Annotated in this window: 29 protein-coding genes; 18 read left to right on the top strand and 11 right to left on the bottom strand. The window is 35.9% G+C overall.

Annotated elements, in window-relative coordinates; all coding sequences use genetic code 11:
- Positions 1–78 precede the first annotated feature (78 nt).
- The 3 genes from CER22_RS08195 to CER22_RS08185 all read left to right on the top strand — a co-directional run bounded on the left by CER22_RS08195 (position 79) and on the right by CER22_RS08185 (position 2352).
- The gene (locus CER22_RS08195) at positions 79–756 is read left to right on the top strand and encodes a CPBP family intramembrane glutamic endopeptidase (RefSeq protein ID WP_088608540.1); all 678 of its coding nucleotides are present in this window, start codon (positions 79–81) and stop codon (positions 754–756) included.
- A 112-nt stretch (positions 757–868) separates the two neighbouring features.
- Positions 869–1537: a hypothetical protein gene (locus tag CER22_RS08190; RefSeq protein WP_088608539.1), complete on the top strand. Its 669-nt coding sequence runs from the start codon at positions 869–871 to the stop codon at positions 1535–1537.
- Between the two features lie 11 nt (positions 1538–1548).
- Positions 1549–2352, top strand: a complete 804-nt coding sequence (locus tag CER22_RS08185) for an internalin (protein ID WP_088608538.1) — start codon at positions 1549–1551, stop codon at positions 2350–2352.
- 2 nt (positions 2353–2354) lie between these two features.
- Here CER22_RS08185 and CER22_RS08180 read toward each other — a convergent pair whose 3' ends face one another.
- On the bottom strand, positions 2355–2966 hold the full coding sequence (locus CER22_RS08180) for a DUF4304 domain-containing protein (RefSeq protein ID WP_088608537.1): 612 nt from the start codon (positions 2964–2966) through the stop codon (positions 2355–2357).
- 194 nt (positions 2967–3160) lie between these two features.
- Between CER22_RS08180 and CER22_RS08175 the strand changes: the two genes are divergently transcribed.
- From CER22_RS08175 to phnA, 3 genes are all read left to right on the top strand, one after another.
- Positions 3161–3535 (top strand): hypothetical protein, encoded by a 375-nt coding sequence (locus CER22_RS08175; RefSeq protein ID WP_088608536.1) that lies wholly within the window; start codon positions 3161–3163, stop codon positions 3533–3535.
- 250 nt (positions 3536–3785) lie between these two features.
- A complete protein-coding gene (locus tag CER22_RS08170; RefSeq protein WP_142293447.1) occupies positions 3786–4583 on the top strand; it encodes a DUF2628 domain-containing protein in 798 nt (265 codons plus the stop codon).
- A gap of 234 nt (positions 4584–4817) precedes the next feature.
- Entirely contained in the window at positions 4818–5159 is a 342-nt protein-coding gene (phnA, locus tag CER22_RS08165; RefSeq protein WP_048528370.1) for an alkylphosphonate utilization operon protein PhnA, read from the top strand.
- Between the two features lie 92 nt (positions 5160–5251).
- Here the strand turns inward: phnA and CER22_RS08160 are convergent, their stop codons facing one another.
- The 4 genes from CER22_RS08160 to CER22_RS08145 all read right to left on the bottom strand — a co-directional run bounded on the left by CER22_RS08160 (position 5252) and on the right by CER22_RS08145 (position 8224).
- Positions 5252–6049 carry an ABC transporter permease gene (locus CER22_RS08160; RefSeq protein ID WP_088608534.1) on the bottom strand — a complete coding sequence of 266 codons (798 nt, stop codon included), beginning with the start codon at positions 6047–6049 and terminating at the stop codon, positions 5252–5254.
- Complete coding sequence (locus tag CER22_RS08155; RefSeq protein ID WP_088608533.1) at positions 6033–6692, bottom strand: ABC transporter ATP-binding protein; 660 nt, start codon at positions 6690–6692, stop codon at positions 6033–6035. The genes CER22_RS08160 and CER22_RS08155 overlap by 17 nt, the downstream gene beginning before the upstream one ends.
- A gap of 54 nt (positions 6693–6746) precedes the next feature.
- A complete protein-coding gene (locus CER22_RS32475) occupies positions 6747–6920 on the bottom strand; it encodes an aspartyl-phosphate phosphatase Spo0E family protein (protein WP_060488142.1) in 174 nt (57 codons plus the stop codon).
- 233 nt (positions 6921–7153) lie between these two features.
- A complete protein-coding gene (locus CER22_RS08145; protein WP_000682062.1) occupies positions 7154–8224 on the bottom strand; it encodes an NAD(P)/FAD-dependent oxidoreductase in 1071 nt (356 codons plus the stop codon).
- Between the two features lie 350 nt (positions 8225–8574).
- Between CER22_RS08145 and CER22_RS08140 the strand changes: the two genes are divergently transcribed.
- The 3 genes from CER22_RS08140 to CER22_RS08130 all read left to right on the top strand — a co-directional run bounded on the left by CER22_RS08140 (position 8575) and on the right by CER22_RS08130 (position 10315).
- Positions 8575–8814 (top strand): YuzB family protein, encoded by a 240-nt coding sequence (locus CER22_RS08140; RefSeq protein WP_000595024.1) that lies wholly within the window; start codon positions 8575–8577, stop codon positions 8812–8814.
- Positions 8815–9053: 239 nt separating this feature from the next.
- Entirely contained in the window at positions 9054–9920 is an 867-nt protein-coding gene (gene dapF, locus CER22_RS08135) for a diaminopimelate epimerase (protein ID WP_088608532.1), read from the top strand.
- Positions 9921–9961: 41 nt separating this feature from the next.
- Positions 9962–10315 (top strand): HesB/IscA family protein, encoded by a 354-nt coding sequence (locus tag CER22_RS08130; RefSeq protein WP_000573830.1) that lies wholly within the window; start codon positions 9962–9964, stop codon positions 10313–10315.
- Between the two features lie 146 nt (positions 10316–10461).
- On the opposite strand, the gene CER22_RS08125 is transcribed toward CER22_RS08130, so the two are convergent.
- Positions 10462–11025 carry a GNAT family N-acetyltransferase gene (locus tag CER22_RS08125; RefSeq protein WP_088064710.1) on the bottom strand — a complete coding sequence of 188 codons (564 nt, stop codon included), beginning with the start codon at positions 11023–11025 and terminating at the stop codon, positions 10462–10464.
- A gap of 170 nt (positions 11026–11195) precedes the next feature.
- Here CER22_RS08125 and CER22_RS08115 point away from each other — a divergent pair, with 170 nt between their 5' ends.
- Together CER22_RS08115 and CER22_RS08110 are read left to right on the top strand one after the other, a co-directional pair.
- Complete coding sequence (locus tag CER22_RS08115) at positions 11196–11300, top strand: methyltransferase (protein WP_088064709.1); 105 nt, start codon at positions 11196–11198, stop codon at positions 11298–11300.
- 105 nt (positions 11301–11405) lie between these two features.
- Positions 11406–11759 (top strand): YxeA family protein, encoded by a 354-nt coding sequence (locus CER22_RS08110; RefSeq protein WP_088064708.1) that lies wholly within the window; start codon positions 11406–11408, stop codon positions 11757–11759.
- A 28-nt stretch (positions 11760–11787) separates the two neighbouring features.
- Here the strand turns inward: CER22_RS08110 and CER22_RS08105 are convergent, their stop codons facing one another.
- Positions 11788–12249 (bottom strand): DUF523 domain-containing protein, encoded by a 462-nt coding sequence (locus CER22_RS08105; RefSeq protein ID WP_088064707.1) that lies wholly within the window; start codon positions 12247–12249, stop codon positions 11788–11790.
- Positions 12250–12326: 77 nt separating this feature from the next.
- On the opposite strand from CER22_RS08105, the gene CER22_RS08100 reads away from it, so the two are divergent.
- Positions 12327–13208, top strand: a complete 882-nt coding sequence (locus tag CER22_RS08100) for a helix-turn-helix domain-containing protein (protein ID WP_088608531.1) — start codon at positions 12327–12329, stop codon at positions 13206–13208.
- Positions 13209–13225: 17 nt separating this feature from the next.
- On the opposite strand, the gene CER22_RS08095 is transcribed toward CER22_RS08100, so the two are convergent.
- The 3 genes from CER22_RS08095 to CER22_RS08085 all read right to left on the bottom strand — a co-directional run bounded on the left by CER22_RS08095 (position 13226) and on the right by CER22_RS08085 (position 16240).
- A complete protein-coding gene (locus tag CER22_RS08095) occupies positions 13226–14473 on the bottom strand; it encodes an MFS transporter (RefSeq protein ID WP_046959971.1) in 1248 nt (415 codons plus the stop codon).
- Positions 14474–14648: 175 nt separating this feature from the next.
- Positions 14649–15125 carry a GyrI-like domain-containing protein gene (locus tag CER22_RS08090; RefSeq protein WP_088064705.1) on the bottom strand — a complete coding sequence of 159 codons (477 nt, stop codon included), beginning with the start codon at positions 15123–15125 and terminating at the stop codon, positions 14649–14651.
- Between the two features lie 125 nt (positions 15126–15250).
- Positions 15251–16240, bottom strand: a complete 990-nt coding sequence (locus tag CER22_RS08085) for an NAD(P)/FAD-dependent oxidoreductase (protein ID WP_142293446.1) — start codon at positions 16238–16240, stop codon at positions 15251–15253.
- A 462-nt stretch (positions 16241–16702) separates the two neighbouring features.
- On the opposite strand from CER22_RS08085, the gene CER22_RS08080 reads away from it, so the two are divergent.
- The 5 genes from CER22_RS08080 to pepA all read left to right on the top strand — a co-directional run bounded on the left by CER22_RS08080 (position 16703) and on the right by pepA (position 21199).
- The gene (locus tag CER22_RS08080) at positions 16703–17911 is read left to right on the top strand and encodes an NAD(P)/FAD-dependent oxidoreductase (RefSeq protein ID WP_000856605.1); all 1209 of its coding nucleotides are present in this window, start codon (positions 16703–16705) and stop codon (positions 17909–17911) included.
- A gap of 123 nt (positions 17912–18034) precedes the next feature.
- On the top strand, positions 18035–18541 hold the full coding sequence (locus CER22_RS08075; protein ID WP_000415296.1) for an NUDIX hydrolase: 507 nt from the start codon (positions 18035–18037) through the stop codon (positions 18539–18541).
- The gene (locus CER22_RS08070; protein ID WP_000027007.1) at positions 18538–18855 is read left to right on the top strand and encodes a YuiB family protein; all 318 of its coding nucleotides are present in this window, start codon (positions 18538–18540) and stop codon (positions 18853–18855) included. Before CER22_RS08075 ends, CER22_RS08070 begins: the two co-directional genes overlap by 4 nt.
- Before the next feature lie 86 nt (positions 18856–18941).
- On the top strand, positions 18942–19568 hold the full coding sequence (locus CER22_RS08065; RefSeq protein WP_000920109.1) for a 3D domain-containing protein: 627 nt from the start codon (positions 18942–18944) through the stop codon (positions 19566–19568).
- A 146-nt stretch (positions 19569–19714) separates the two neighbouring features.
- Positions 19715–21199 (top strand): cytosol aminopeptidase, encoded by a 1485-nt coding sequence (gene pepA, locus CER22_RS08060; RefSeq protein WP_088608529.1) that lies wholly within the window; start codon positions 19715–19717, stop codon positions 21197–21199.
- A 130-nt stretch (positions 21200–21329) separates the two neighbouring features.
- Here the strand turns inward: pepA and cdaS are convergent, their stop codons facing one another.
- Positions 21330–21935: a sporulation-specific diadenylate cyclase CdaS gene (gene cdaS, locus CER22_RS08055; RefSeq protein WP_070169194.1), complete on the bottom strand. Its 606-nt coding sequence runs from the start codon at positions 21933–21935 to the stop codon at positions 21330–21332.
- A gap of 143 nt (positions 21936–22078) precedes the next feature.
- On the opposite strand from cdaS, the gene CER22_RS08050 reads away from it, so the two are divergent.
- Complete coding sequence (locus CER22_RS08050) at positions 22079–23803, top strand: phospho-sugar mutase (RefSeq protein WP_087986045.1); 1725 nt, start codon at positions 22079–22081, stop codon at positions 23801–23803.
- Positions 23804–23851 lie beyond the last annotated feature (48 nt).

Below are 23851 nucleotides of genomic sequence, written 5' to 3'. Positions count from 1 at the left end.
GTAAATTGTATCGTCGGTTTTTGTGTTGAGAATGGTATATAATGGATTAAAAGGTTTAATTATACTGGAGGGGATAGGATGAATACAGAATTAACTACTTATGAAGAAAAGAATGTAGCAATAAGTATGCGCGAAGTAATTAGCATGATAATAATTATTTTTGGGGTAATGTATGGAATTGGTTTTTTGAACATTATATATGACTCTTCCTTATATCCATGGTATGTAGATCATCTTATTCCACCTTTAACATTTCTTACTATTATTTTAATATATGCACCAGCAAGAAATTGCTGTGTGCAGTTAGTAAAATCAATGCAGTTTAATAATTTAAAACATTATGTAACGATAGTAATGACGATGATTGTACTACTTATATATCTTGCAGTATTAAATTTAGTTTTACCACATGGGCTTCGTGTGAATGAATCTAATATAGTAATAAAGCCTACTAAAAGTGAAATCATTTTATACGTAGTTGTACTCACCACTTTTGCACCGATTTGGGAAGAACTTTTATTTCGGGGGATGTTTTTCACGAAATTATCTCAGCGCTTTTCTACACTTAGTAGTGCCGTTATAAGTGCTGTTATCTTTACTTTAGGTCATCCCCTTACAGTAGGGAGTGTTTTATATATTTTTGGTGGTGGTATATGTTTAGCTTATACGTATAAGAAAACAAATAACTTACTCGTCCCATGGGGGATTCATTTATTAAATAATGCATTTTTTATATTAGTAAATTTTCAACTGTAAAAAGACGCCTTTTGAAAAGGGCGTCTTTCGTATTTTGTAGTAGGTAGAAAAGGCTTTACAAGTATTATGTAGAGGAAAGATAATAGAAAAAATATGTGTATGGGGGAAGATGATGAGTAAATATAAATTACATATAAATAAAGAACAACTATGGAAAGGTTGCATCTTAAAGTCGATTGCAAATGCAATTTTTGTAGCACATGCTCCTGATTTCTCACATGAAAGTTCATGGGATGAATTTAACTATAGTATGCAAGATAGTCAAGGAGGAAGAGGGACAATTACGTTTCATCCGGATTATACGATCGTATGTCTTCAAGATGTGAATAGTGAAAGAATTGATGAGTGGATTGATGCAGCAAATTATTTTGAAGGGGCACCTTCGGAAGTGATAGACATTGCGAAAGAAGAAGCACTTCAATACGTATTAGAAGAAGTAGAAGGCGAAACAGTTCCTTTCATTACAACAGCATTTTGGATTGAGGAGAGCGGTGCATATTCAATTGATTCATTTGAAGAGATGGAAGAGCATGGCGGATTCTTATTAGAAATCCCGCTACTTGATCTGCAATCAGCAATAGAAAGATTAGAAGAAGAGTATGAGCTGACAGAAGAACAAATAGAGCTTTTAAAACTCGTGTATGAGAGAAAAATCAAAAATCCAAATGAGGAAATTATGTTGTCTAAAGAAGAGGTGGCGATGATCGGAACGGATGATAGTGAAGGATTAGAAGTGAGTAAGGAGTCGTTTGAAGAGCTGAATGTTACTTGGGAGTTGTAGGAGAGGATAAAATGTTTCCGATTGGTGAGCAGCCGAGGATTATAAAGGACTTGGAAAATGTTACTGCTAATTTAGAAGAACTAGCGATTGAGGGGAAAACAAAAAATATAGAACGATTAGCATCTTTACACGTTAAGAAATTATGGATTTTCGCAGTAAATCAAAAACAGTTTGAACATATTCTTTTGTATGCTCGTCCCGATATATTATATGTTTACGAAATGAGGGTAGAGGATTTAAGTGGCCTTCAGAAGTTATCAGATTTACAACAGTTGTATATGTGCTGGAATACAAAAGCGAAGACGTTATGGGATATCGAGTATAATAAAAAACTCAAATCCTTACTAATTGATGATTTTTCTAAGCTAGACGATTTAAGTGCTTTAAATAAGTGTCCACAACTCAATACCTTTTACATGGGTGGTGGGATAAATACAGCGATGAAAGTACAAACTTTACAACCACTCGCTGCATTACAGCATTTAAAAAAACTTATTCTTATGAACTTAAAGGTTAAAGATGATTCGTTAGAACCTTTAATACAATTAAAAAATTTACGGGAGTTAAGTTTATCTAATCAATTTAAGGTGGAAGAGTATGCAAAATTATCTGTAGCATTGCCATATACGGAATGTGAATTTTTCAAACCATGCGTATATATGAACGATGCAATAGAAGGAAAAAATATAATGGTGATTGGGAGAAGAAGACCACTCCTTAATTCGAAAATGGATACGGTAAAGATACAAAAGTATGAAGAGCAATTTAAAAAGTTACAAGAGGAATATAAAGCACTAGTAGAAGGTACAATGTAATTTCACATTGTACCTTCTACTAGTTTTTTCATATACATATCAACTTCACGAAAGAATACTTGCTCTTTTTCCTCGGTATTAAGATGTACAGCACAATGCAAATATTGCTGTAAGTAGCGGTTAGCTTGTTCGTACTGTTTTAATTTGTAGAAAGAGAAACAAGTAAGAAGCAAGAATGCTTTTTCTTGTAATATTGGAACGACAGCTAGCACCGGAGTAATAGCGTGTATATTTGTTTTTGCTAAATTTTCATAAGACGCCCACACTTGAAACCAGTCGAAAATAGTAGAAAGGTAATTCGGAATGTTGATAGTTTCATGTGAAACATTATGCAATAACTGGTTCTGGTTCATATGTATAGGCTCTATTCTCGTTTGTAGAATGCAATCGAATATTGAAATGCTTTCTTTTAGTTGTAATTGACCCGTAATAAGTTGCGGGAGACCAATTGGATGAACCCCGATGTTTATATAAAAACTATCTTCAAACTGGCTTTTTTGTATGTTAATGAGCTTATAAAATCCGTTTTCAGCTTTGCGAAATGTGTGTCTTTTTTTCTTAAATCCAAGTGGTTTTAAAGCAGCGTGCAAATGTGTAATGAAATTTTTCTCCATGACACCCTCCTCTAATGAGAACAATATTTACTTTTTATCATAATGGAACGTAGTGAAGTTTTGTGAAAAAACCCCTTCTGTTCAAACTATACACTTCATATTTAATCACCTGAAATAGTAGTTTTATGAACTTTATTTTATATATTATAGTATGACTAAAGCTAGGTTTTTTAAGAGAGAATGGAGAAACTATTATGATGAATCACAATAAAATTAAACAACTTTTAGAATATGTAGATCGTGCAGAGGATAATGAAGTTGAGTTAGAGTATGAATTTGAACCAATGACAATAGAACTATTTAATAGTGAAGAGATAGAAGAAGGACAACTTGGTTATAGCGTTGATGATGAAGGTCAAAGTTTAATTGGGAATGAAGAAGGAGATTGGAAAGAAGGATGGATTGTAATTGGACTAGATTCATATCTTGGGGATCCAATCTTTATAGATAGTAATGATAAGAATTGTCCGGTTTATACAGCTATGCACGGTGAGGGAGATTGGGAGCCGGATTGTATAGTGGAACGTATAGAAGATGTTATTGAGAAAGTGAAAGGTAGTTTGAAATAGTAAAAAGTTAGTAAGGTGTTTCAAAATAATTTTGAAACATCTTTTTTATGAATATACAAAATGATTAAATTAGTGTATTAAACGTATCATTCATAAGTATTCTAATATATTTAAAAGTAAAATGAAATAATAAACGGATAATTGTCGGAATATATTCGATTTCCGTTCATTTTTATGAAATATATGTACTTTTTGTTAGATTCCTTCTTTTTGTTTCTATAAGATACATGTATGTAGAAATAAGAAAAGGATGATGTACGTGAAGGACACTGTTTTACAAGAAACAATTTCTCCGCAACAGTTACATACAGTCGTTCAAAAGAATACGGCGTATTATGACTTTAAGTGGGGAAAAGTAGAAAATCCAGCGCAAGGAAATACGTGGAATTGGGTAGCCTTTTTCTTCCCAGTTTTTTGGTTAGCTTATCGTAAAATGTATAAGTTGTTTATTATACTTACGTTACTGACGGTACCTAGTATATTTGTAACTCCTTTTATAGATATTCCAGATGGGATTTTTTTATCAATTGGTCTAGTTTTTCAATTAGGAATGATGATATTTACTGGATGGCAAGGAAACCGTTTATATTATAAGCATGCTGTCCGTATTTTACATAAGGAAGAAAATATGCCAGATCATGAGAAGGCGTATTATTTACAATCAAAGGGTGGCGCTAGTTTTGCTAGTATGGTTGGTTTACACATCATAGTAGGGTTAGTATTTGGCGGAGCCACGTTCGGACTCTCCTTTTTACCAACTGAACCAAATATAAAAAACGTTGTTCGTGCAAGTGATGAAGGATTTACTTTAGAGATTATGACGGATAATCCAACGTGGAAGCTTGTGGAGAAAGAAAAAGATTATGACGTAGTAGAATTTACTGGGTATGATTACGAAGAGAAGAAAAATATAAAAATTAAATTTGCTGTTTATTTCAGTGAAGACTATTTTGAATGGCAAGAAGTATATGAGAATAATAAGAAATTAAGTGAAGAAGAGTTAGAAGAGTATCAATTTTACATTGAAGAAAATAGTTGGAGTTTCTAGTGAGAGCTCGTTCATTTTGAGAAGAAGAATCTTGTGAAGGTTCTTCTTTTTTATTGGAAACACCATACGAATTGAAAATTTGTAAAATACAATAAAAAATGAGAATTTGAGGTAGGCTTGTCAATAACGTAAGACTATGGCACTATAAAGAAATGCTATACAAATTTTATTTATCGAGATGTAAACATCAATTTTGATTTTTACGTATAAATAATGAACGGAGGAAATGAATTTATGGCTACTTTACCTAATTGTCCAAAATGTAATTCAGAATATACGTATGAGGATGGCGTTCTTTTCGTATGTCCAGAATGTGCTCATGAGTGGGGCCAAGAAGCAGAAACTGAAAATAATGATGGTGCAAAAGTTGTAAAAGATGCGAACGGAAACGTTCTTCAAGACGGCGATGCTGTTACTGTTATTAAAGATTTAAAAGTAAAAGGAACTTCTTCAGTTGTGAAGATCGGTACGAAAGTAAAGAGTATTCGTCTAGTTGATGGCGATCACGATATTGATTGCAAAATCGACGGTTTCGGAGCTATGAAATTAAAATCACAGTTCGTTAAGAAGGCGTAAATAAAAAGAGGAGGCGATTAGCCTCCTCTTTTTTATTGTCATTTTTTATCGGTAAGTCGATATAATTTTATTTACCATGAACAGTGCAACATTTACTGTGCACCATAGTCAATCTCTTTCAACTGACACCGCTTATTAAAGAATGTTTTATATCCAAGCTGTAAGAAGATAATAACAGCAAAGGCAGTGCTTCCTGAAATACCAAGTATAATGGCGATTTGATATTGAATGGCTGTAAATGGTGATACACCAGATAAGATTTGACCAGTCATCATGCCTGGTAAGCTTATAATCCCCATTCCGACCATAGAATTGATCGTTGGTAAAATAGCAGAGTCAAAAGCGTCTCGTATGAGCGGCGCAGCGGCTTCTTTCGGTGTTGCGCCGAGCATAAGTGCGCCTTCAATTTGACCTCTTTGCGATTTCATATTATTTAAGAACGTATTTGCACCAAGGGAAACACCTGTCATCGCATTCCCAACTAACATTCCCGTAATCGGAACGATATATTGCGGTGCATACCAAGGGTCGTGCCCGATAATAACAAAGATAAATAGTAGAAGTGGGCCAATTGATCCGGCAACCATGGAAAGCGCGGCTACTCGTTTTAATTCTTTAGACATCGGGATATTGACTCGTTTATAAATATTAAAAATTGCAAAGGTAGTAATAGAAGTAATAAGAGCAATTGTATAAAATGGATTACTATTTTCAAATACGTATGTAAGGACATATGCAACAAGTACGAGCTGAATCGTCATACGGAATGTTGCGAGCGCAATTTGTTTTTCACGAGGAATCCCTTTTAATTTTACAAGTCCAATTAAAATAAGAATAAAAATATATGCAGCGGCAAGTTGCCAAATTTGGAGTTCAATAACGCCCTTCAACTGAGAGCACTTCCTTTCTAGTTGCACCGTTTGTTTTACTAATTTCAATAATATCGTCTGCAATTTCTTTTGGAAGTTGTTGTGAGTGTGTAATGAAGATAACTGTTTTTTTCTTTTCTCTTGCTAGCATAGTAAATTGTTTCATAACGCGGCGTTCTGTATCGCTATCTAGTGCCGAGGTTGGTTCATCTAATAAATAAACAGGTGGATCCATAAGTACGATACGTGCAAAAGCAAGTCGTTGTTTTTCTCCGCCTGATAATGAATCAGCGTTGTCTTCTAAATTTTTTTCTAAGCTAACAGTCGTTAATGCGCTTCGCAAGGCATCATCATTTGGAAATGTTTTTTCAGAAAAACGAAGTCCCATTAATAGATTGTCTTTAATCGTTCCATCAAAAATAGGTGGCGTTTGCCCAAGCATGACTACGTCACGTCGTAATTGAATTGGAGGATAATCGGAAATTTGTTTTCCGTTATATTCAATTGTACCGGATGTTGGAGATTGCAAATCATTTAGCATGCGGAGCAATGTACTTTTTCCGCTCCCACTCTCACCGATAATACATGTGATTTTTTCTTTTTGAATCTGTAAATAAGGAATTTGTAGTATATCTTTATATGTAACGTCTTTTAATATAAACATAGATGGCTCCTTTCTGATTCTAGTTCTATCGTATCAAAAAAGAGAGGATAACGGTTATAAAGAACAACGTTTTTTCTTCGTCTTGAGTTCTATTAATAAGTTAAGTAAACGATCTAATTCTTGGCTGAAAGAAATCACTTTATCATGAGTGAATCCGTACTTTTCAACGAGATAGATCAATTCTATCTTCTTCGCTTCTATTCGATCGTTTAGTTTCGTTAAGTTCATAAGTGAAATGGAATACCTCCTGTAAAAGTATTTACAACATAAAAAATAAGACCGAATGACTTCGGTCTTAAAGGAAATAATAAAACAACTTATAAATAGCATACACTGTTTATCAATAGTTTTTAATATAAAAATGAAAAATAAATCATCATCCATATTGAGAAAGATGTGTCTGATAATTATATTTTAACTCATAAAAGAGACTGCCTATTTAGTAGACAGTCTGTAAAGTATTAACCTTTATGATATTTGTACATCCAAAGAAGACCGGATTTTAATAATCTCGGTACACGTCCCATTAATGGTTGGTTTGCTAGTAAACCGAAGCCGTGCTTCTTACCAAGAGAGCCGAGAACACCTTTTAATTTAATTACAGGTAGTTCGTCAGGAAGTGGTTCATTATTCCAACGTTTTAATAATATTTGGACAATTTGTTCTCCTTGACCTTCAGCAAGTTGTGCAGATGGAGCGTGTGGAAGTGCTGCGCAATCTCCTACAACATACACGTGCTCGTTATTTGGAATATTGTGATATTTTGTTAAAACAACCCGTCCGCTACCATCTTGTTCAACTGGAAGGTTTCGAACAACTTCATTTGCTTGAATACCAGCTGTCCAGACGATTGCATCACATTCAAGTGGTTCATCGTGGTTGTACACAATATTTGGTTCTACTTTTGTAATGTTAGAGTTTCGTATAATAGTAACCTTATGTTTTACGAACCATTCTTCTACGTATCTACTTAATTTCTCTGGATATGGGAATAGAATTCTATCTTTTCGATCAAATAAGTGAATTTTTAAATCAGAACGGCTTTCGCGAAGTTCACTTGCAACTTCAACGCCACTTAATCCAGCACCAACGACAGCTACTGTTGCGTTTGGTTCTAGACTATTTAATTGTTCATATGTCTTACGTGTTTGTTCAATCGATTGTAGGCTATGTGTATATTCCTTCGCCCCAGGAACGTTATGATATTTATCCTCACAGCCAAGACCGATAATTAAATCATCATATGGGATTGCTTCGCCGCCATCGAGATGAACAGCTTTTTCTTCGAGATCAATATTTGTTATTGTGCCGTATTGAATATTGAGGCGTGGGTGCTCGGGAAACGGTATACGAATATGTGTTTCTGAAATAGTACCCGCAACTAATGCATAATATTCAGTTTTGAAGCAATGGTATGGTACTTTGTCGATTAATGTCACTTGTACATCATCTGGAAGTTGGTTGCTTGGAAGTAGCCGCTGCAGAATTCTCATTCCACCGTAGCCGCCACCTAGTATTACGAGGTGTTTCATGATGGATTACCCCTTTTCTGTTGAAATATCCCCTAATCATACAATTTTATATTAATAAAATATTTTGACTTTACTCAATCAAATTATATCGAATTTGTGAACAAATAACAATGCATGAATGAATACTCTGTTGTACAATAAGAAGAAAAGTAAAGTAAACTGTTTTTCCTTTTTAATTACTATTTCATTGCGAGTAGCATGTTATATAAAATAAGTCCATCTACTTTGAAGTGAAATAGTGAAGTAACTAAATAGTTTAGAATGTATAACGAAAACAACAAGAGACAGCTTAGTTTTCTTCTTATAGATAGTCAGAAGGTAATTTGTTTTGTAGTACAGGGGGGAGAATTTTGATTAAACCATTAATTGAATTTTGTGTAGGTAACCTTGCGAGTGGTTCACAAGCAGCTTTAGAGAAATTAGAAAAAGATCCGAATTTAGATGTAATGGAATATGGTTGTTTAGGATATTGTGGTATTTGTTTTGAAGGGCCGTTTGCACTTGTAAATGGTGAAGTCGTACAAGGTGCTACAGTAGAAGAACTTGTCCATAATGTATATGAGTATTTGGATGAAAATCCAATGTTTTAAGGTGTTGCAATCAGCAGCACCTTTTTCTATTAGATAAAATCTTCTTTCGCGGGGGAGGATAATATTGTATATAAATAAAAAAAGGCCCTTGTAGAAGGGCTTTTTTTCTTACACAATTTGTGCAAGAATGGCTCATCGCCAAATGTTGTCAAATATGAGAAACGGGGGACATTCATATTGTGTTCTAAAAGCGTGCATTTTATACTTAAAATAACAAACTATTTTTGGAGTGAATACAAATGAGCCAATTTTCTTTTACAAAAATGCATGGTCTTGGCAATAGTTATATATATGTAAATATGTTTGAAGAACAAATTCCTGAAGAAGATTTAGTTCTTGTGGCGGAAAAGGTTTCAAATATTAATACTGGTATTGGAGCAGATGGAATGATTTTAATTTGTCCATCTGACGTAGCTCCGGTGAAAATGCGCATGTTTAATAATGATGGTTCAGAAGGAAAGAGCTGTGGTAACGGTTTACGCTGCGTAGCGAAATATGCGTATGAGCATAAACTAGTAGAAGAAACAGTTTTCAAAATTGAAACGTTAGCTGGTATTGTAACAGCGGAAGTAACGGTAGAAGAAGGGAAAGTTACATTAGCGAAAATCGATATGGGAGCACCGCGTTTAACACGTGTAGAAATACCGATGCTTGGTGAAGGTGAAACACCATTTATTCGTGAAAACTTCTTATACAATAATCATCGTTATGCATTTACAGCTGTTTCAATGGGGAATCCGCATGCGGTTATTTTTGTTGATGATGTAGAGCAAGCACCCCTTACAACACTTGGTCCAGTCCTGGAGACACATGAAATGTTCCCAGAGCGAGTAAATGTTGAATTCGTCGAAATTTTGAATGATGCAGAGATGAACTTCCGTGTTTGGGAACGTGGATCTGGTGTAACACAAGCTTGCGGAACAGGGGCGTGTGCTGCAGTTGTAGCCTCTATTTTAAATGGGAAAATGGAACGTGGTAAGGAAATTATAGTTCATTTAGCTGGTGGCGATTTAATGATTGCATGGACAGAAGAAGGTAATGTGTTAATGAAAGGACCAGCGGAAGTAATTTGCCGCGGAGTGTATGAGTACAAGATAGAAGCGTAAAGATGTATAATAGAATGAGAACAGAAAGGATGGTGTATTTCATGATTGAAGTAACAGAACAAGCAGCTTTTCAAATTAAAGATATGTTAAAAGATGCTGAAGATGGAGAGAAGTACGTGCGCCTTGCTGTACATGGCGGCGGATGTACTGGCCTTTCTTACGGCTTAGGATTTGAAGTAGAACCAAAAGAAGACGACACAGTTCTTGAATTTTTCGGTGTTGAATTTGTTATCGATACAGAAAGTGCTCCAATTGTTAAAGGAGTAAAAATTGATTATAAACAATCTATGCTTGGCGGTGGATTCACAATTGATAATCCAAACGCAATCGCATCATGCGGATGTGGATCATCTTTCCGTACGGCGACGAATGCTGGTAAGCCAGAAGAGTGCTAAGCTTTTAGCAGAAATAGAAAAAGACCTTTTTAGCGATGGAGGAAAATCGTTAAGGAGGTCTTTTCTTTTGTCGCAAAAAATCAAAAACGTCGCCTTCCCAATTTAGAAACCGATCTTAAGATATGTTGCACAACGAATTTTACAATCTAATTTATCTTTGCATAGATGCAAGTATCAATTAGTTGTTTACCGTCAGCTGAAAGATCTTCATTACGTAATATCCCTTCAAGTTCAAAACCTAGTTTTTCAGGGATTGTACGACTTTTCGTGTTATTACGTTCGCATCGTATTTCAATCCTTCTAAATTTGAATAACTGAAATCCAAGGTTTATTAACGCACTTACTACTTCTGTCATATATCCATTGCCACCAAATTGCGTATTAATCCAGTATCCAATTGCACATTTAGAAACCTTCCAATCAATTGCGTGAAGGCTAGCCGTTCCAATAAAATCATTCGTCTCCTTATGGTAGATAAGATAGCGAAAGCTTTCTCTTTTCAAAAAATCTAAATGCGCATTTCTCAGGAGAATTTCCGTTTCTTCAACAGTAGGAATTGACTGGAATAAAAGCAGCCATTGCTTTAATTCACTAATGGAATCTTTAATAGCTTCGTGTACTATATCCCCTTCACCAGCTTGAAGTGGAGCTCGAAGAATGAGTCTGTCTGTTTCTATTTGTAACGGAACATCCAATAAAATAGGATTCATATTATTTCTCCCCTCAAAAGCTAGAAAACAATAAATATATATTCAATTCATCATTTAGAAATCCCTTTTCACATATTGAAAACGAAACTGCTAGTTGGTTGAGTAAGGAATTATTATTTTTCATCTATTTTCTTACGATTGTTGTCTTTTGCATAATTAGAGGTTGGTTTATGTGTATGAAGAATTTTAATGAAGTAATAGCAACTCATCCAAGTTTAGAATCCGTACTCATTCCAATTGGTGATGGGATGACGGTTTCTAAAGTGAAGAAATAATTATTATCTTACAAAAGTGTAATGTTCATGTCATGTTTTTGAATTTCTTCTTTAAAGCTTAGGCTTTAAGATAACAATATAAGAAAAACACATGAGGTGAAGGAAATGAAAAGATATATTGCACTTTTTAGCATTTTAGTTGTATTTGCAAGCCTATTAGTTGGTTGTGATTTAAATCGTATGGGTAAAGATGAGTATTATGTTCAAATTACAGTAGATGGAAAAGAGTATAATGGTAAATCTGATAATGGTGAGCCGTATAAAAATTACGAATATAAGTTAACTGGATTTGATAAAGAAGGTAAAGAGAAAGAATTAGAATTTACTGCACAAAAAAACTTACGTAAAGATGCATTCTTACGTGTATATCACTCAGATAAAAAAGGTGTAACAGCTTGGGAAGAAGTAAAGAAAGATGAGCTTCCTGCGAAAGTGAAAGAAAAACTAGGCGTGAAATAAGACAGAAAAAAGGAATTGACGAATAGGGTCAATTCCTTTTTATATTCTCAAAATCCTCTTCTGAAATGACTTTAAATCCATGTCTTTTGAATAAAGCAGTTGTTACCCCGTAACCAGTTTGTTTATTCCCGTTAAATTCTCCAGTGTAAATCGTAGAACTACCACAAGATGGACTGCGTTCTTTCAAAATAATATATTCTGGGTGTAAACCTTTCATTTGTTCTAGAGCTTTATAAGCACCGCTCACGAAAGCTGCTGTGACATCTTCACCGTCTTTTGTCACCACTTTTGCTTTTCCATCTAAAACGTCATCGCCATTCCCCCCAATAATTTCAGCTGAAGGACGAGGCGTTGGTAATCCTCCTAATACTTCAGGACAAATGAGGACTGTATCTTCTTGTTGCAGTAGCTCCTCTATTTTTGAAACGAGATTGTCATTTCCATCATACCGACAAGCGATACCACCTAAACAAGCGCTAATTACGATCATATTGTCACCTCCAAAAAAATTTAAAATATCCCGCCAATTTTTCTTCCTGACTCTTACCTATAAATGAGGTGATAAAAATGGGAAGCTTATATAATTTAATGAAACCATATAGTGAATTTCGAAGTAAAGAAGAGTTTAATACATATCAAAAACAAGTTTTGAAGTGCTATCGATTTGAATTAAATAAAACGGATACAACCATCATTCATTTTTTAGGGAAGTATGCGGTGAATGAGAAACAAAAAACAGTGGGAGTTGCTTGTCCGTTAATGGAGACGATTGCTACGAAAGTTGGAAAGAGCGTTCGTACAGTACGCCGTTCAATTGCAAAGTTAGAGGAACTAGGAATTATAAAGCGTGTTGCGACAAAAGAAAGACATAAGCGCGGCGGATATAGTGCGAACTTATATGTATTTCTTACATCTGCAATTGACCGCATGGATGACCGTATGAAACTGTCCGCATGTGAAAGTGAGGATCGTGCAGATGGCTGTAGTAAAAATGAGCAAAAAAGTGAAGGGGAAACAATTCTTTTTAAAAACATTCCACAAATAAAAGAGAATAGAAAAGAAACGTACGAGCTTGATGAGACGTATTGCCGTCACGATATACCGAAGCCTTTTATATACGCACTTGTGCCGATGACGCGTAATCCGAAGAAGATTAATATATTTTGGAGTAAGGTGGAACTTGCATATAAAAAGAGTGGGTTACTAGAGCAAGGTGTTTTACTGGAGCAAATATTAGCTGATGAAGAAGTGTATGGAAATTTCATTTGGCGAGTAAAGAGTGTTGTGAGAGCGTATAAATACGGGGAAATCCGTAAAAATGTTAAGGCGCTTTTATATAGTACAGTGCGGAATCTATTTTTAGAGGTTGGATTAGAATGGGGAGCAGCTGTGAGAAGAAGTAAGGGGATACCGTTATTTGATCCGTTTAAAAAGGAGCCATGCGTATAACACATGACTCCAAGTAGTTAATCAAACTTTCTTACAACTGGAACACGAATCGCTACAAATAGTACGAAGACGATAACGGCGATTGCACCGCTTTTCATAACGGTTACGATTGGAATTCCTATTGCAAGTGCGATTGATGTGAATGCATAAGAAAGCGGGATAAAGCCCATTGATGAGAGCATAAGTAAACTCATTACGCGTCCCATCATTTCTTCTTTTACTGTCGATTGAATCATCGCCATAAGCGGAACGATAGCCATTGCAATTGTAATACCGTAAAACATGCCAGCTAATAATGCTTGCCACAGTACGGTGCTAAAGTTGATGGATAAGAAGAATACACCAGATAGTAGCATCATGATAATGCAAAATAGACCGCGTCTACGATTAATATTTTTTAAACCGACAATGACAGCGCCTATCGCCATTCCGCCTCCTACAGATGCTTCTAAATAACTAAACTGAAGCGAGTCACCGTGCAGAACATTTTTAACGAAAAGCGGGAAACCGACTTGCATTGGACCGATTAAAAATAAGTTTAAAAAGGCACTACAAATAAGGAAGGTTGAAAGGAATGGTGATTCCTTTACATATAAGATTCCTTCTTTAATAGAAGTGAACATGCCTTTGTCTGTATTTTGCTGTTCTGGCATCGTAAATTGTATTTTTTGAACGAGTATGGCTGCAACGATTAGTAATAAAATCGTGATCGAAAAGATCGTTTCATAGTTCGTAAATTTGATAAGAATTCCGCCAAGTACAGGGCCTAAGATGACCGATGCTTGATTTGACATTTGTGTAAGTGAGTTTGCTTGTGTTAAACGGCTTTTTTCTACAAGTTCAGGCAAGATAGATCCATCAGCTGACCAGAAAAAAGCATCAGCAAGCCCAAAGAATAAAGCGAATAAAGCAAATGTATATAGTGTTACATCACCTACGATGAACCATGTAAGGATGGTTGCGACGAGAATAGCACGAATAATATTAGAATAAAACATAATGTTTTTTTTCGGGAATTTATCAGCTACAGCACCGCCGATAATCATAAAAATAAGCCTTGGAACACTAAGAGCTACGAAAACAACACCGAGTGAAGCCTCAAGGTTTAATGTTTTTGCTATGTACCACGTTTGTGAAAAAGTAAAAAAGGCTAAAGCAAAACTTGAAAAAAGAGTAGCTGCCCAAAGAAAAAGGAAATTCGTATTTTTTAATAACGGTTTCGCATTTTCTTTTAAAGCAGATTTATTTTGTTGTAGTTCCTCCATATTGCTTCCTTTCTATGTGACAAATTTAAACTGAAAAACCTATTAACAATCGTTTTATACAGTTTCTAATATTTCTATACTGCACTTTCTCATTGTAGACAATAATGTTGGGTTTGCACAGTGGCTATTTAACGACAAAAAAGAAGATACCAAATGGTATCTTCTTTTTTGTCGTTCAGGCTAATGCAATATAAATATCCAATTGTACGTTGGTTGGATCTGTTGCTTTTTCATCATAAAGCTCAAAGTCTGTTGTAAAAGCACGTTTGTTTTCTTTTGACCATTGCCAAATATATTCCCAAGCCTCACAAACGACTTCAGCAACTGGCCCCTTTCTCGTTGTAAATACCGCATACGTAGCAGCAGGTATTGTTAAAGTTGTCATATTTTCAGGTGCGTCTTCTAATGAAGAAACGGGCATACCGATCGTAAATTGATATGTACCAGTTTCATCTGATTCATAATTTGAGTAGAACGCGAATGTTTCTTTCGTTTGTTGATTTGGGATGTGATGCATCATTTGTTCTTGGAAGTATTGGTTCCAAAGCCCTGGAATTTTTCCTTCAGTAGATGCCTCTATTTCATTTGTCGTCGTAATCGAAATACCGATTGCTTGGAAAGCTTCTTTTTTTACGATAATAGGTTCTTTCATTTTAAAATATCCCCCTTATTGATAAGAACGTTTGTTCTTATTGATTGTAACATATTTTGGAAGGATACGGTAGCACAATAACAAAAGAACTCCTTCGCATAAAAGGAGCTCTTTTCATTTCTATATTAAAACATACTAGAGCTGTGCATCGGTTGAAGTTTTGCGTTTGGATCGAAGTAAGCTTTTGCATTGTTTACTGCTGTTGGTGCTTCACCGAAGCCGCAAGCAATGAGTTTTACTTTTCCTTCATATGTACAAATGTCACCAGCAGCGTAAATGCCAGGAATATTTGTTTCCATTTTCGAATTCACGAGAATGCTGTTTTTTTGTATATCTAAGCCCCAATTTTTAATTGGGCCAAGAGAGGAAACGAAGCCGTAGTTTACGATGACATCATCCACATCGATGATAATTTTTTCTTCTGTTTTTACATGCTGAAGAACGACTTGTTCAATGTTATCATCACCAATGAGTTCTACTGGTATGTACGGTGTGCTTACTTCTGCATGAGAATTCATTAAGTTTTCTACGCTATGTTCATGTGCACGGAACTTATCACGGCGATGAACGATTGTAACTTTTTCAGCGATCGGCTCTAACATCATTGTCCAATCAACAGCTGAGTCGCCGCCGCCAAATACTACGACGCGCTTACCAGCAAATTTATTCATATCATCAACGAAATAATGTAAGTTTTTCTTTTCATACTTTGCTGTATCTTCTAATTCTAAGCGGCGTGGTTGGAAAGCACCATTGCCAGCAGTAATAATAACTGATTTAGAATAGTGAGTTTGCTTATTCGTAACAAGTTTAAATATACCGTCAGCTTGTTTCTCAAGCGTATCAACAGCTTCTTCTAAGCAAACGGTTGGATCAAATTTTTTCATTTGCTCTTTTAAGTTATCAACTAGTTCTTGTGCGCGCACTTTTGGAAATCCAGCTACATCATAAATGTATTTTTCAGGGTAGAGTGCGGATAATTGTCCTCCAAGTTGAGGTAAGCTTTCAATGATTTTTACACTTGCTTGTCTCATACCGCCATAAAATGCTGTGAACAGCCCTGTTGGACCACCACCAATAATTGTTATGTCGTAAACTTTTTGATTTTCTGCCACTTTCATTCCCCCTATAGATGGAATTTTGATATTGATTTCATATATTGTTCATATGTACACGAAAATCCTGCAAATGATGACACTTTCAAATAAATGATAGCATATTTGAGTTCATAATACTTCTGAAAACGACTGAATTGTGTGTAAGTTTTCGCATAGATGCTTTTTTAATTGTATAAAATATGGTGAAAGGAAAATACATGAAAAAAAGGCTGAAAAACCCTTGAAAACGCTATGTTATTTTAAAATATTGATAATTCTCCAGACGCTTGAATTCTGGAATAAAACCGACTAATATAGGGAAGTATTATGTTAAATTTCTATGACAAAATTCGTACGATTTTTTGACTGCGTTTTGTTATGATATAGAATGTGATAAATTCCACATTCTTGACAAATATAGTTTTTAGTACTTGGTATTATTTTTCATTACTATTATATAAAGAAAAGGGTTGTGATTTGGTGAAGACTCCAAAAATCGTAGTTTTAGGTGCAGGTTATGGCGGGATGATTACGACTGTTCGTCTGCAAAAAGCATTATCTGTAAATGAAGCTGAAATTACGTTAGTAAACAACAACAGCTATCACTACCAAGCGACTTGGTTACATGAGAGCGCAGCTGGTACATTACAAGATGAAAAAATCTGTCTAGATATTCAAGACGTTATTGATACAAATAAAGTGAACTTTGTACAAGACACAGTAGTAGAAATTAAAGCTGCTGAAAAACGCATCATCTTAAAAGACGGCGAGCTAGAGTATGACTACTTAGTAATCGGTCTTGGTTTCGAATCAGAAACATTCGGAATTACAGGATTAAAAGAGCATGCATTCTCAATTGCTAACATTAATGCAACTCGTGAAATTCGTGAGCATATGGAAGCTAGTTTCGCTAAATATGCAACTGAAAAGCGCGATGAGTTAGTAACAATCGTTGTTGGTGGTGCTGGATTTACTGGTATCGAGTACGTAGGTGAGCTTGCAAACCGTGTTCCTGAACTTTGCAAAGAGTACAATGTACCACGTGAAAAAGCACGTATTATCTGTGTAGAAGCTGCTCCAACAGCACTTCCAGGTTTCGATCCGGCATTAGTAGAATACGCTGTAAAACAACTTGAGAAAAAAGGTGTAGAATTCCGCATCGGTACAGCAATTAAAGAAGCAACTGAAGAAGGTATTATCGTTGCAAACGGCGATGATACTGAATTAATTAAGTCTGAAACTGTAGTTTGGGCTGCGGGTGTTCGTGGTAACGGTATTGTAGAAGAGTCTGGCTTTGAAGCAATGCGCGGACGTGTAAAAGTTGATGAGTACATGCACGCTCCAGGATACGAAGATGTATTTATGGTTGGTGACGCAGCGTTAATCATTAACGAAGAAATTAATCGTCCATACCCACCAACGGCACAAATCGCAATTCAAGAAGGTTACAACATTGCACACAACTTAACTGTGTTAGTTCGTGGTAAAGGCGAAATGAAAAAATTCGCATTCGACAATAAAGGATCTGTATGTTCTTTAGGTCATGACGATGCAATGGGCGTTGTTATGGGCAAAAAGTTAACAGGTTGGAAAGCTTCCTTCATGAAGAAAGTTATCGATAACCGTTACCTATTCTTATTAGGTGGACCTTTATTAGTTCTTAAAAAAGGTAAATTAAAGTTCTTTTAATATATAGTAGAAAAAGCAGAAACGGCTAAGAGCTGTTTCTGCTTTTTTCATTTAAAAAATATAGTATAATATATAAAAAAGAAAGAATATTCTGTCCGTTCTGACAGAGGAGGGTATTACATCATGGAGAAGCGAGGGAAAGTATGGCTAGCTGTTGGTGGCTTAGTAGCTACAAAAGATGGCAGGTGGCTGTTCGTTAAGAAAAAATATAGTGGATTAAAGGGGAAATGGTCTTTGCCGGCTGGTTTTGTAAATGAAGGTGAGACGGTTGATGAAGCTGTGAAACGTGAAGTGTTAGAAGAGACAGGTATCGTCGCTCATGTGAAGGGGATCATTGGTGTTCGATCGGGCGTGATTCGCAATGAGATTAGTGATAATATGATTATTTTCCTTTTGGAGCCTGAAGGAGAAAACATTATTGTACAGGAGAAGGAATTGTCTGAAGTAGCATTTTTACATCCAGATACGATTGCGGACGATCCAAATACGTCTCTACTTATCAAATATTTGTTTGAAGGAAGATCAGAACTACATCTTGAGATGAACAAAACATTAGATCCAGGAGAGCAATTTGGTTATACAGCCTATCATGTATTTACGGCGCATGCGAAGGAGAGGGAGAAAGAGTGAGTATACCAGTACTACTTATTTCAATGATGTTATTTTTTATTTTGTTTTTTGGAATTGGATTTTTACTCAACATGATATTGCGAGCGACATGGGTAATGGTTATTGTGTATCCGATTGTTTGTATACTTATTATTAATAAGGCGAGTGTGTGGGATTATTTTTCAAAGCCGAAAGAAACATTCTCTTCATTTGGGACAAGTGTATCGCATTTAGGGCAGGCAGATGTGTTTATTCTATCTACTGGATTAGTAGGTGCTGCTTTAGCCGGAATTGTCATTAAGAAACTTCGGAAAAGCGGATATCAAATGTTTTAATCTCCAATTCATTTGGGGATTATTTTTTTGCATATTCCTTCATCGTATAGGGAATGATTAACGATGAAGGAGTGTGGAATATAAAAATGTTAAAACGATATTGTATTCGCATTATGATGACTTGTTTACTTGTATCCGCATTATGCGTAACATGGAATGCTTTCACAGGAGTTTCTTTATTAGAGATTGTAAAGAAATATGAGGGAACGAGTGCAAAAGAAGTACATGCAGCAGAAGTTAAGAGAAATGTTGCTCCGAGTAAAGAAGTGATAAATGCTTTAGAGCAGGCAAACGACTGGTCTAAATATCGTTCAATTGAAATGACTGCAACAGGTTATACGTCGGGAATTGAGTCAACTGGTAAGAGACCGGGACATCCGGAGTATGGTATTACATATTCAGGAGTTAAGGTGAAAAGGGATTTATATTCCACAATCGCTGCGGACTTACGCGTATTCCCAATTGGAACGATTCTATTCGTACCAGGTTATGGGTACGGTGTAGTAGCTGATAAGGGCGGTGCAATAAAAGGAAACCGTCTTGATCTGTATTATGATACGGTGAAAGATGTTTATAGCCAATGGGGTAAGAAAAAAGTGAATGTGTATGTAGTGAAAGTTGGAAATGGTAAGTTTTCAGAAGAAGAGTTAACGATGTTAAATCAAGATGAAACGATGCAAGTGTTTCGTGGTCAATATTTAAAACAAAGATAGTCTAGTGGTAATTACGCTAGACTTTTTTATTTTATAAATAGAAGAAATATGGATTATATAGGATGTAACAGAAGTTAGAATTGTCGCATTTTATCGAAAATAAAGTTATAATAAAGGCAGAGTAGAGAAATTTAGGGGGTCTGAACATGTTTCAAGTACAAAAAGAATTAGCAAGCCATGAAGCGGTAATCGTTGCCTTATTTGAAGAAGAGAAAACGAGTAGTTTTGTACAAGAACTGGACAAAGCGTTTGAAGGACAACTACAAGTTTTATTAGAAGAGAAAGAACTTTCTACGAAGAAGAAAGTTATTTCAAAAGTACATAGTTTAGGAAAAACAAATGTGAAACGTTATTATTTCGTTGGTTTAGGTAAGAAAGAGTCTTACACGACAGAAACGTTGCGTGCTGCTCTTGGTAAGGCATTTAAAACGTTACAAGCAGCAAAAGTACAAGATGCAGCAATCTTACTTGATTCTTTCGTAACAGAGAAATTAGATGCAATTGATGTAGCTCATATTGCAGCAGAAGTACAAGGTCTTGGTACATATGAGTTACAAACGTATAAATCAGATAAAAAGGATCGTGTGGAACTAGAGAAGTTCACGGCTATTATAGCAGAAGATGCACAAGAAATTGAAGCTGCATTAACAGTTGGCTACGTACATGGACGTGCAACAAATTCAGCTCGTACACTTGTAAATATGCCGCCAAACGTATTAACAGCAACAAAGCTTGCTGAGTATGCTGTTGAGTTAGCGGAAAAGTATGATATGGATTATAAAGTTCTTGAGAAAGAAGAGATGGAAGATCTTGGTATGGGTGCGTTACTTGCAGTAAACCAAGGTAGTACAGAGCCACCAAAAATGATTGCTCTTATTTATAAAGGAAAAGAAGAGTGGACAGATGTCATTGGATTCGTTGGAAAAGGGATTACATACGATACAGGTGGTTATTCTTTAAAACCACGTGAAGGCATGGTCGGTATGAAAGGTGATATGGGCGGTGCTGCGTCCGTATTAGGTGCGATGGAAATTATCGGTGAACTTCGCCCAGAGCAAAATGTGATCGCTGTTATTCCATCAACTGATAACGTTGTAAGTGGTACAGCATTTAAGCCAGACGATGTAATCACATCTATGAGCGGAAAAACAATTGAAGTATTAAATACAGATGCAGAAGGTCGCCTAGCGTTAGCTGACGGTATTACGTATGCGAAAAAACTAGGTGCAAACTATCTTATTGATGTTGCGACATTAACAGGTGGTGTAATTGTTGCACTTGGAAATCAGACGACAGGCGCAATGACAAACAATGAAGAGTTGTTTGAGCAAGTGCTAGAGGCGTCTATGGAAACAGATGAATCAATTTGGCAATTACCGATTTTTGATCGTGATAAAGAACGCGTTCGAAACAGTAAGTTTGCCGATTTAAATAACTCACCAGGCCGCGAAGGACATGCGGTTATGGCAGGTACATTCTTAGGTGAATTTGCTGAAGATACACCTTGGGTACACTTAGACATCGCTGGAACATCTGAAACGTCAGGAGCGCATGATTTAGGGCCAGCTGGAGCAACAGGTGCAATGGTACGTACACTTGCAACACTTGTTGAACGTTTCGGAGAAGAGTAAGATCCATAAGAGAAGGCTGTTCCGATATTTTGGAACAGCCTTTTTTATTGGTATGATTATTGTCATTTTTTTTCGTTAAGTCGATATAATTTCATTTCCTATTGTACTGTTCTATAGGAAAAGATGGATCCTATAAAGAAATCGTATATAACGTTCCATTTAAAGCGAATGAAGTGCGACCTGTTTCTTCAGAGACAACTAAAATAAGTGCGTCGCTTTTTTCTGATAAGCCAATCGCAGCTCTGTGACGTGTTCCTAGTTCAGGATCAACTTCTGTGCTTTTCGTTAACGGAAGAATATTGGCAGCTGAAACAATATGATCATTTTTAACGAGAACGGCTCCGTCATGAAGAGGGTTACCTGGATAGAAAATGGATTCAAGTAACGGTGAGGTTAAATGAGCATGTAATGTTGTTCCAGTTTGAATGAGAGAGTCAAGTGGTTCGTTTCTTTCCACAACAATAAGAGCCCCGTGTTTTCGGGCGCTTAAATGTTGGACAGTTGCTGTAATAGAATGTGAGCTTTCAGTATAAGGTGATAAATACGCTTGAATATAGTATGTAGCTGCCAATGTTTGTACGTTTGCTAACATATGATGAATATCTTCCATTTTGCACAAAATACATTCATCTTCTTTATCAATTGCTTGTCTCATAATTGATAATTCTTTCTCAGCAATTTCAATCATTTGCTTTGTTTGTATTTTGAGCTCTTCTGACAAGCCCCATTCTTGCATAATCCTCATTCCCTTTAGTGAAGTATTTAACCATAGTGTATACAAATATTCCTAGTAAAATCCTGTTAGATTGTAAAAAATATTGAGATACAGGTTGTTTTTTTCATATAATAAAGGTATGACAAGCGAGAGGAGATAGAAATATGAACTGGAAACAAGAATTTAGTCGCTGGCTTTCCTATGCAGAGTTAGACGCAGAACTAAAAGAACAGTTAGAAAACATGAAGCAAGATGAGAAGAAAATTGAGGACAGCTTTTATAAAAATCTAGAATTCGGCACAGGTGGTATGCGTGGTGAACTTGGTGCTGGTACGAACCGTTTGAACGTATATACAGTTCGTAAAGCAACACAAGGATTAGCGAAGTTTATTGAAAAATTAGGTGAAGAAGCGAAAAAACGCGGTGTTGTTGTAGCGTACGATTCTCGTCATAAATCACCTGAATTTGCAATGGAAGTAGCTGCTACACTTGGTGCACACGGTATCACAACATATGTGTTTGAAAGCTTACGTCCAACGCCAGTGCTTTCTTTCGCAGTTCGTCATTTACATACAGTAAGTGGAATCGTTCTTACGGCAAGCCATAATCCGCCGGAATATAACGGTTATAAAGTATATGGTGAAGATGGTGGGCAGTTGCCTCCAAAAGAAGCTGATGAGTTAATTAGCTATGTAAATGCAGTAGAGGATGAGTTAACAGTTGAGGTTGCTAATGTGGAGCAATTAAAAGCTGACGGTTTATTACATATTGTTGGACAAGAAGTAGATGATGCATATGCAACAGAATTGAACAATGTCATCATTAATAAAGAAATGGTACAAAATGTTGGAAAAGACTTAAAAATCGTCTTTACACCATTACATGGAACATCAAATATTTCTGTGCGCCGTGGTTTAGAAGAAGTTGGATTTACAGATGTAACAGTTGTAAAAGAGCAAGAGTTACCAGATCCGAACTTCTCTACAGTAAAATCACCGAACCCAGAAGAGCATGCAGCGTTTGAGTATGCAATTCGTGACGGTGAGAAGGTAGGAGCAGATGTGTTAATCGCAACGGATCCTGACGCAGACCGTCTAGGCGTTGCAGTTCGTAATCACGATGGTGAGTTCCAAGTATTAACGGGTAACCAAACAGGTGCATTAATGCTTGATTACTTATTATCTCAAAAGAAAGAAAACGGAACGCTTCCAGAGAACGGTGTTGTATTAAAAACAATCGTAACGTCTGAAATTGGCCGTACAATCGCGAAAGCATACGGTTTAGATACAGTTGATACGTTAACTGGATTTAAATTTATCGGTGAGAAAATTAAACAGTATGAAGAAAGCGGACAATACGAATTCCAATTCGGTTATGAGGAAAGCTATGGTTATTTAATCCGTCCATTCTGTCGTGATAAAGATGCAGTACAATCTGTTCTATTTGCATGTGAAGTAGCTGCATACTACAAATCACAAGGTAAAACGTTATACGATGGTTTATTAGAAGTATTTGAGAAGTACGGTTTCTTCCGTGAAGATCTTGTATCGTTAACGTTAAAAGGAAAAGATGGAGCGGAACAAATTCAAGAAATGATGGCAACATTCCGTGAAAATCCTCCGAAAGAAGTAGCGGGCTTAACAGTTGTAGCTGTTGAAGACTATAAAGCGAGCATCGTTACATCTTTACAAGATGGACATAAAGAAGAGATTCACTTACCGAAATCAAATGTGTTAAAATATCAATTAGAAGATGGTTCTTGGTTCTGCCTACGCCCATCTGGAACTGAACCGAAGATTAAGTTCTACTTCGGTGTTCAAGATAATTCTTTACAAAATAGTGAACAAAAGTTACTTACTATTAAAGAAGATATTATGAATCGTTTATAATATAAAGTAATTTTAAGTAGTAAGGAACGAAAGGGAGTGAAACCTCCC

Origin of the sequence: Bacillus sp. K2I17 (assembly GCF_002209985.1) — a bacterium.
Lineage (GTDB): Bacteria > Bacillota > Bacilli > Bacillales > Bacillaceae_G > Bacillus_A > Bacillus_A wiedmannii.
Note: the sequence above shows the minus strand (reverse complement) of the source record. Positions and strands in the feature narration are given on the sequence as shown.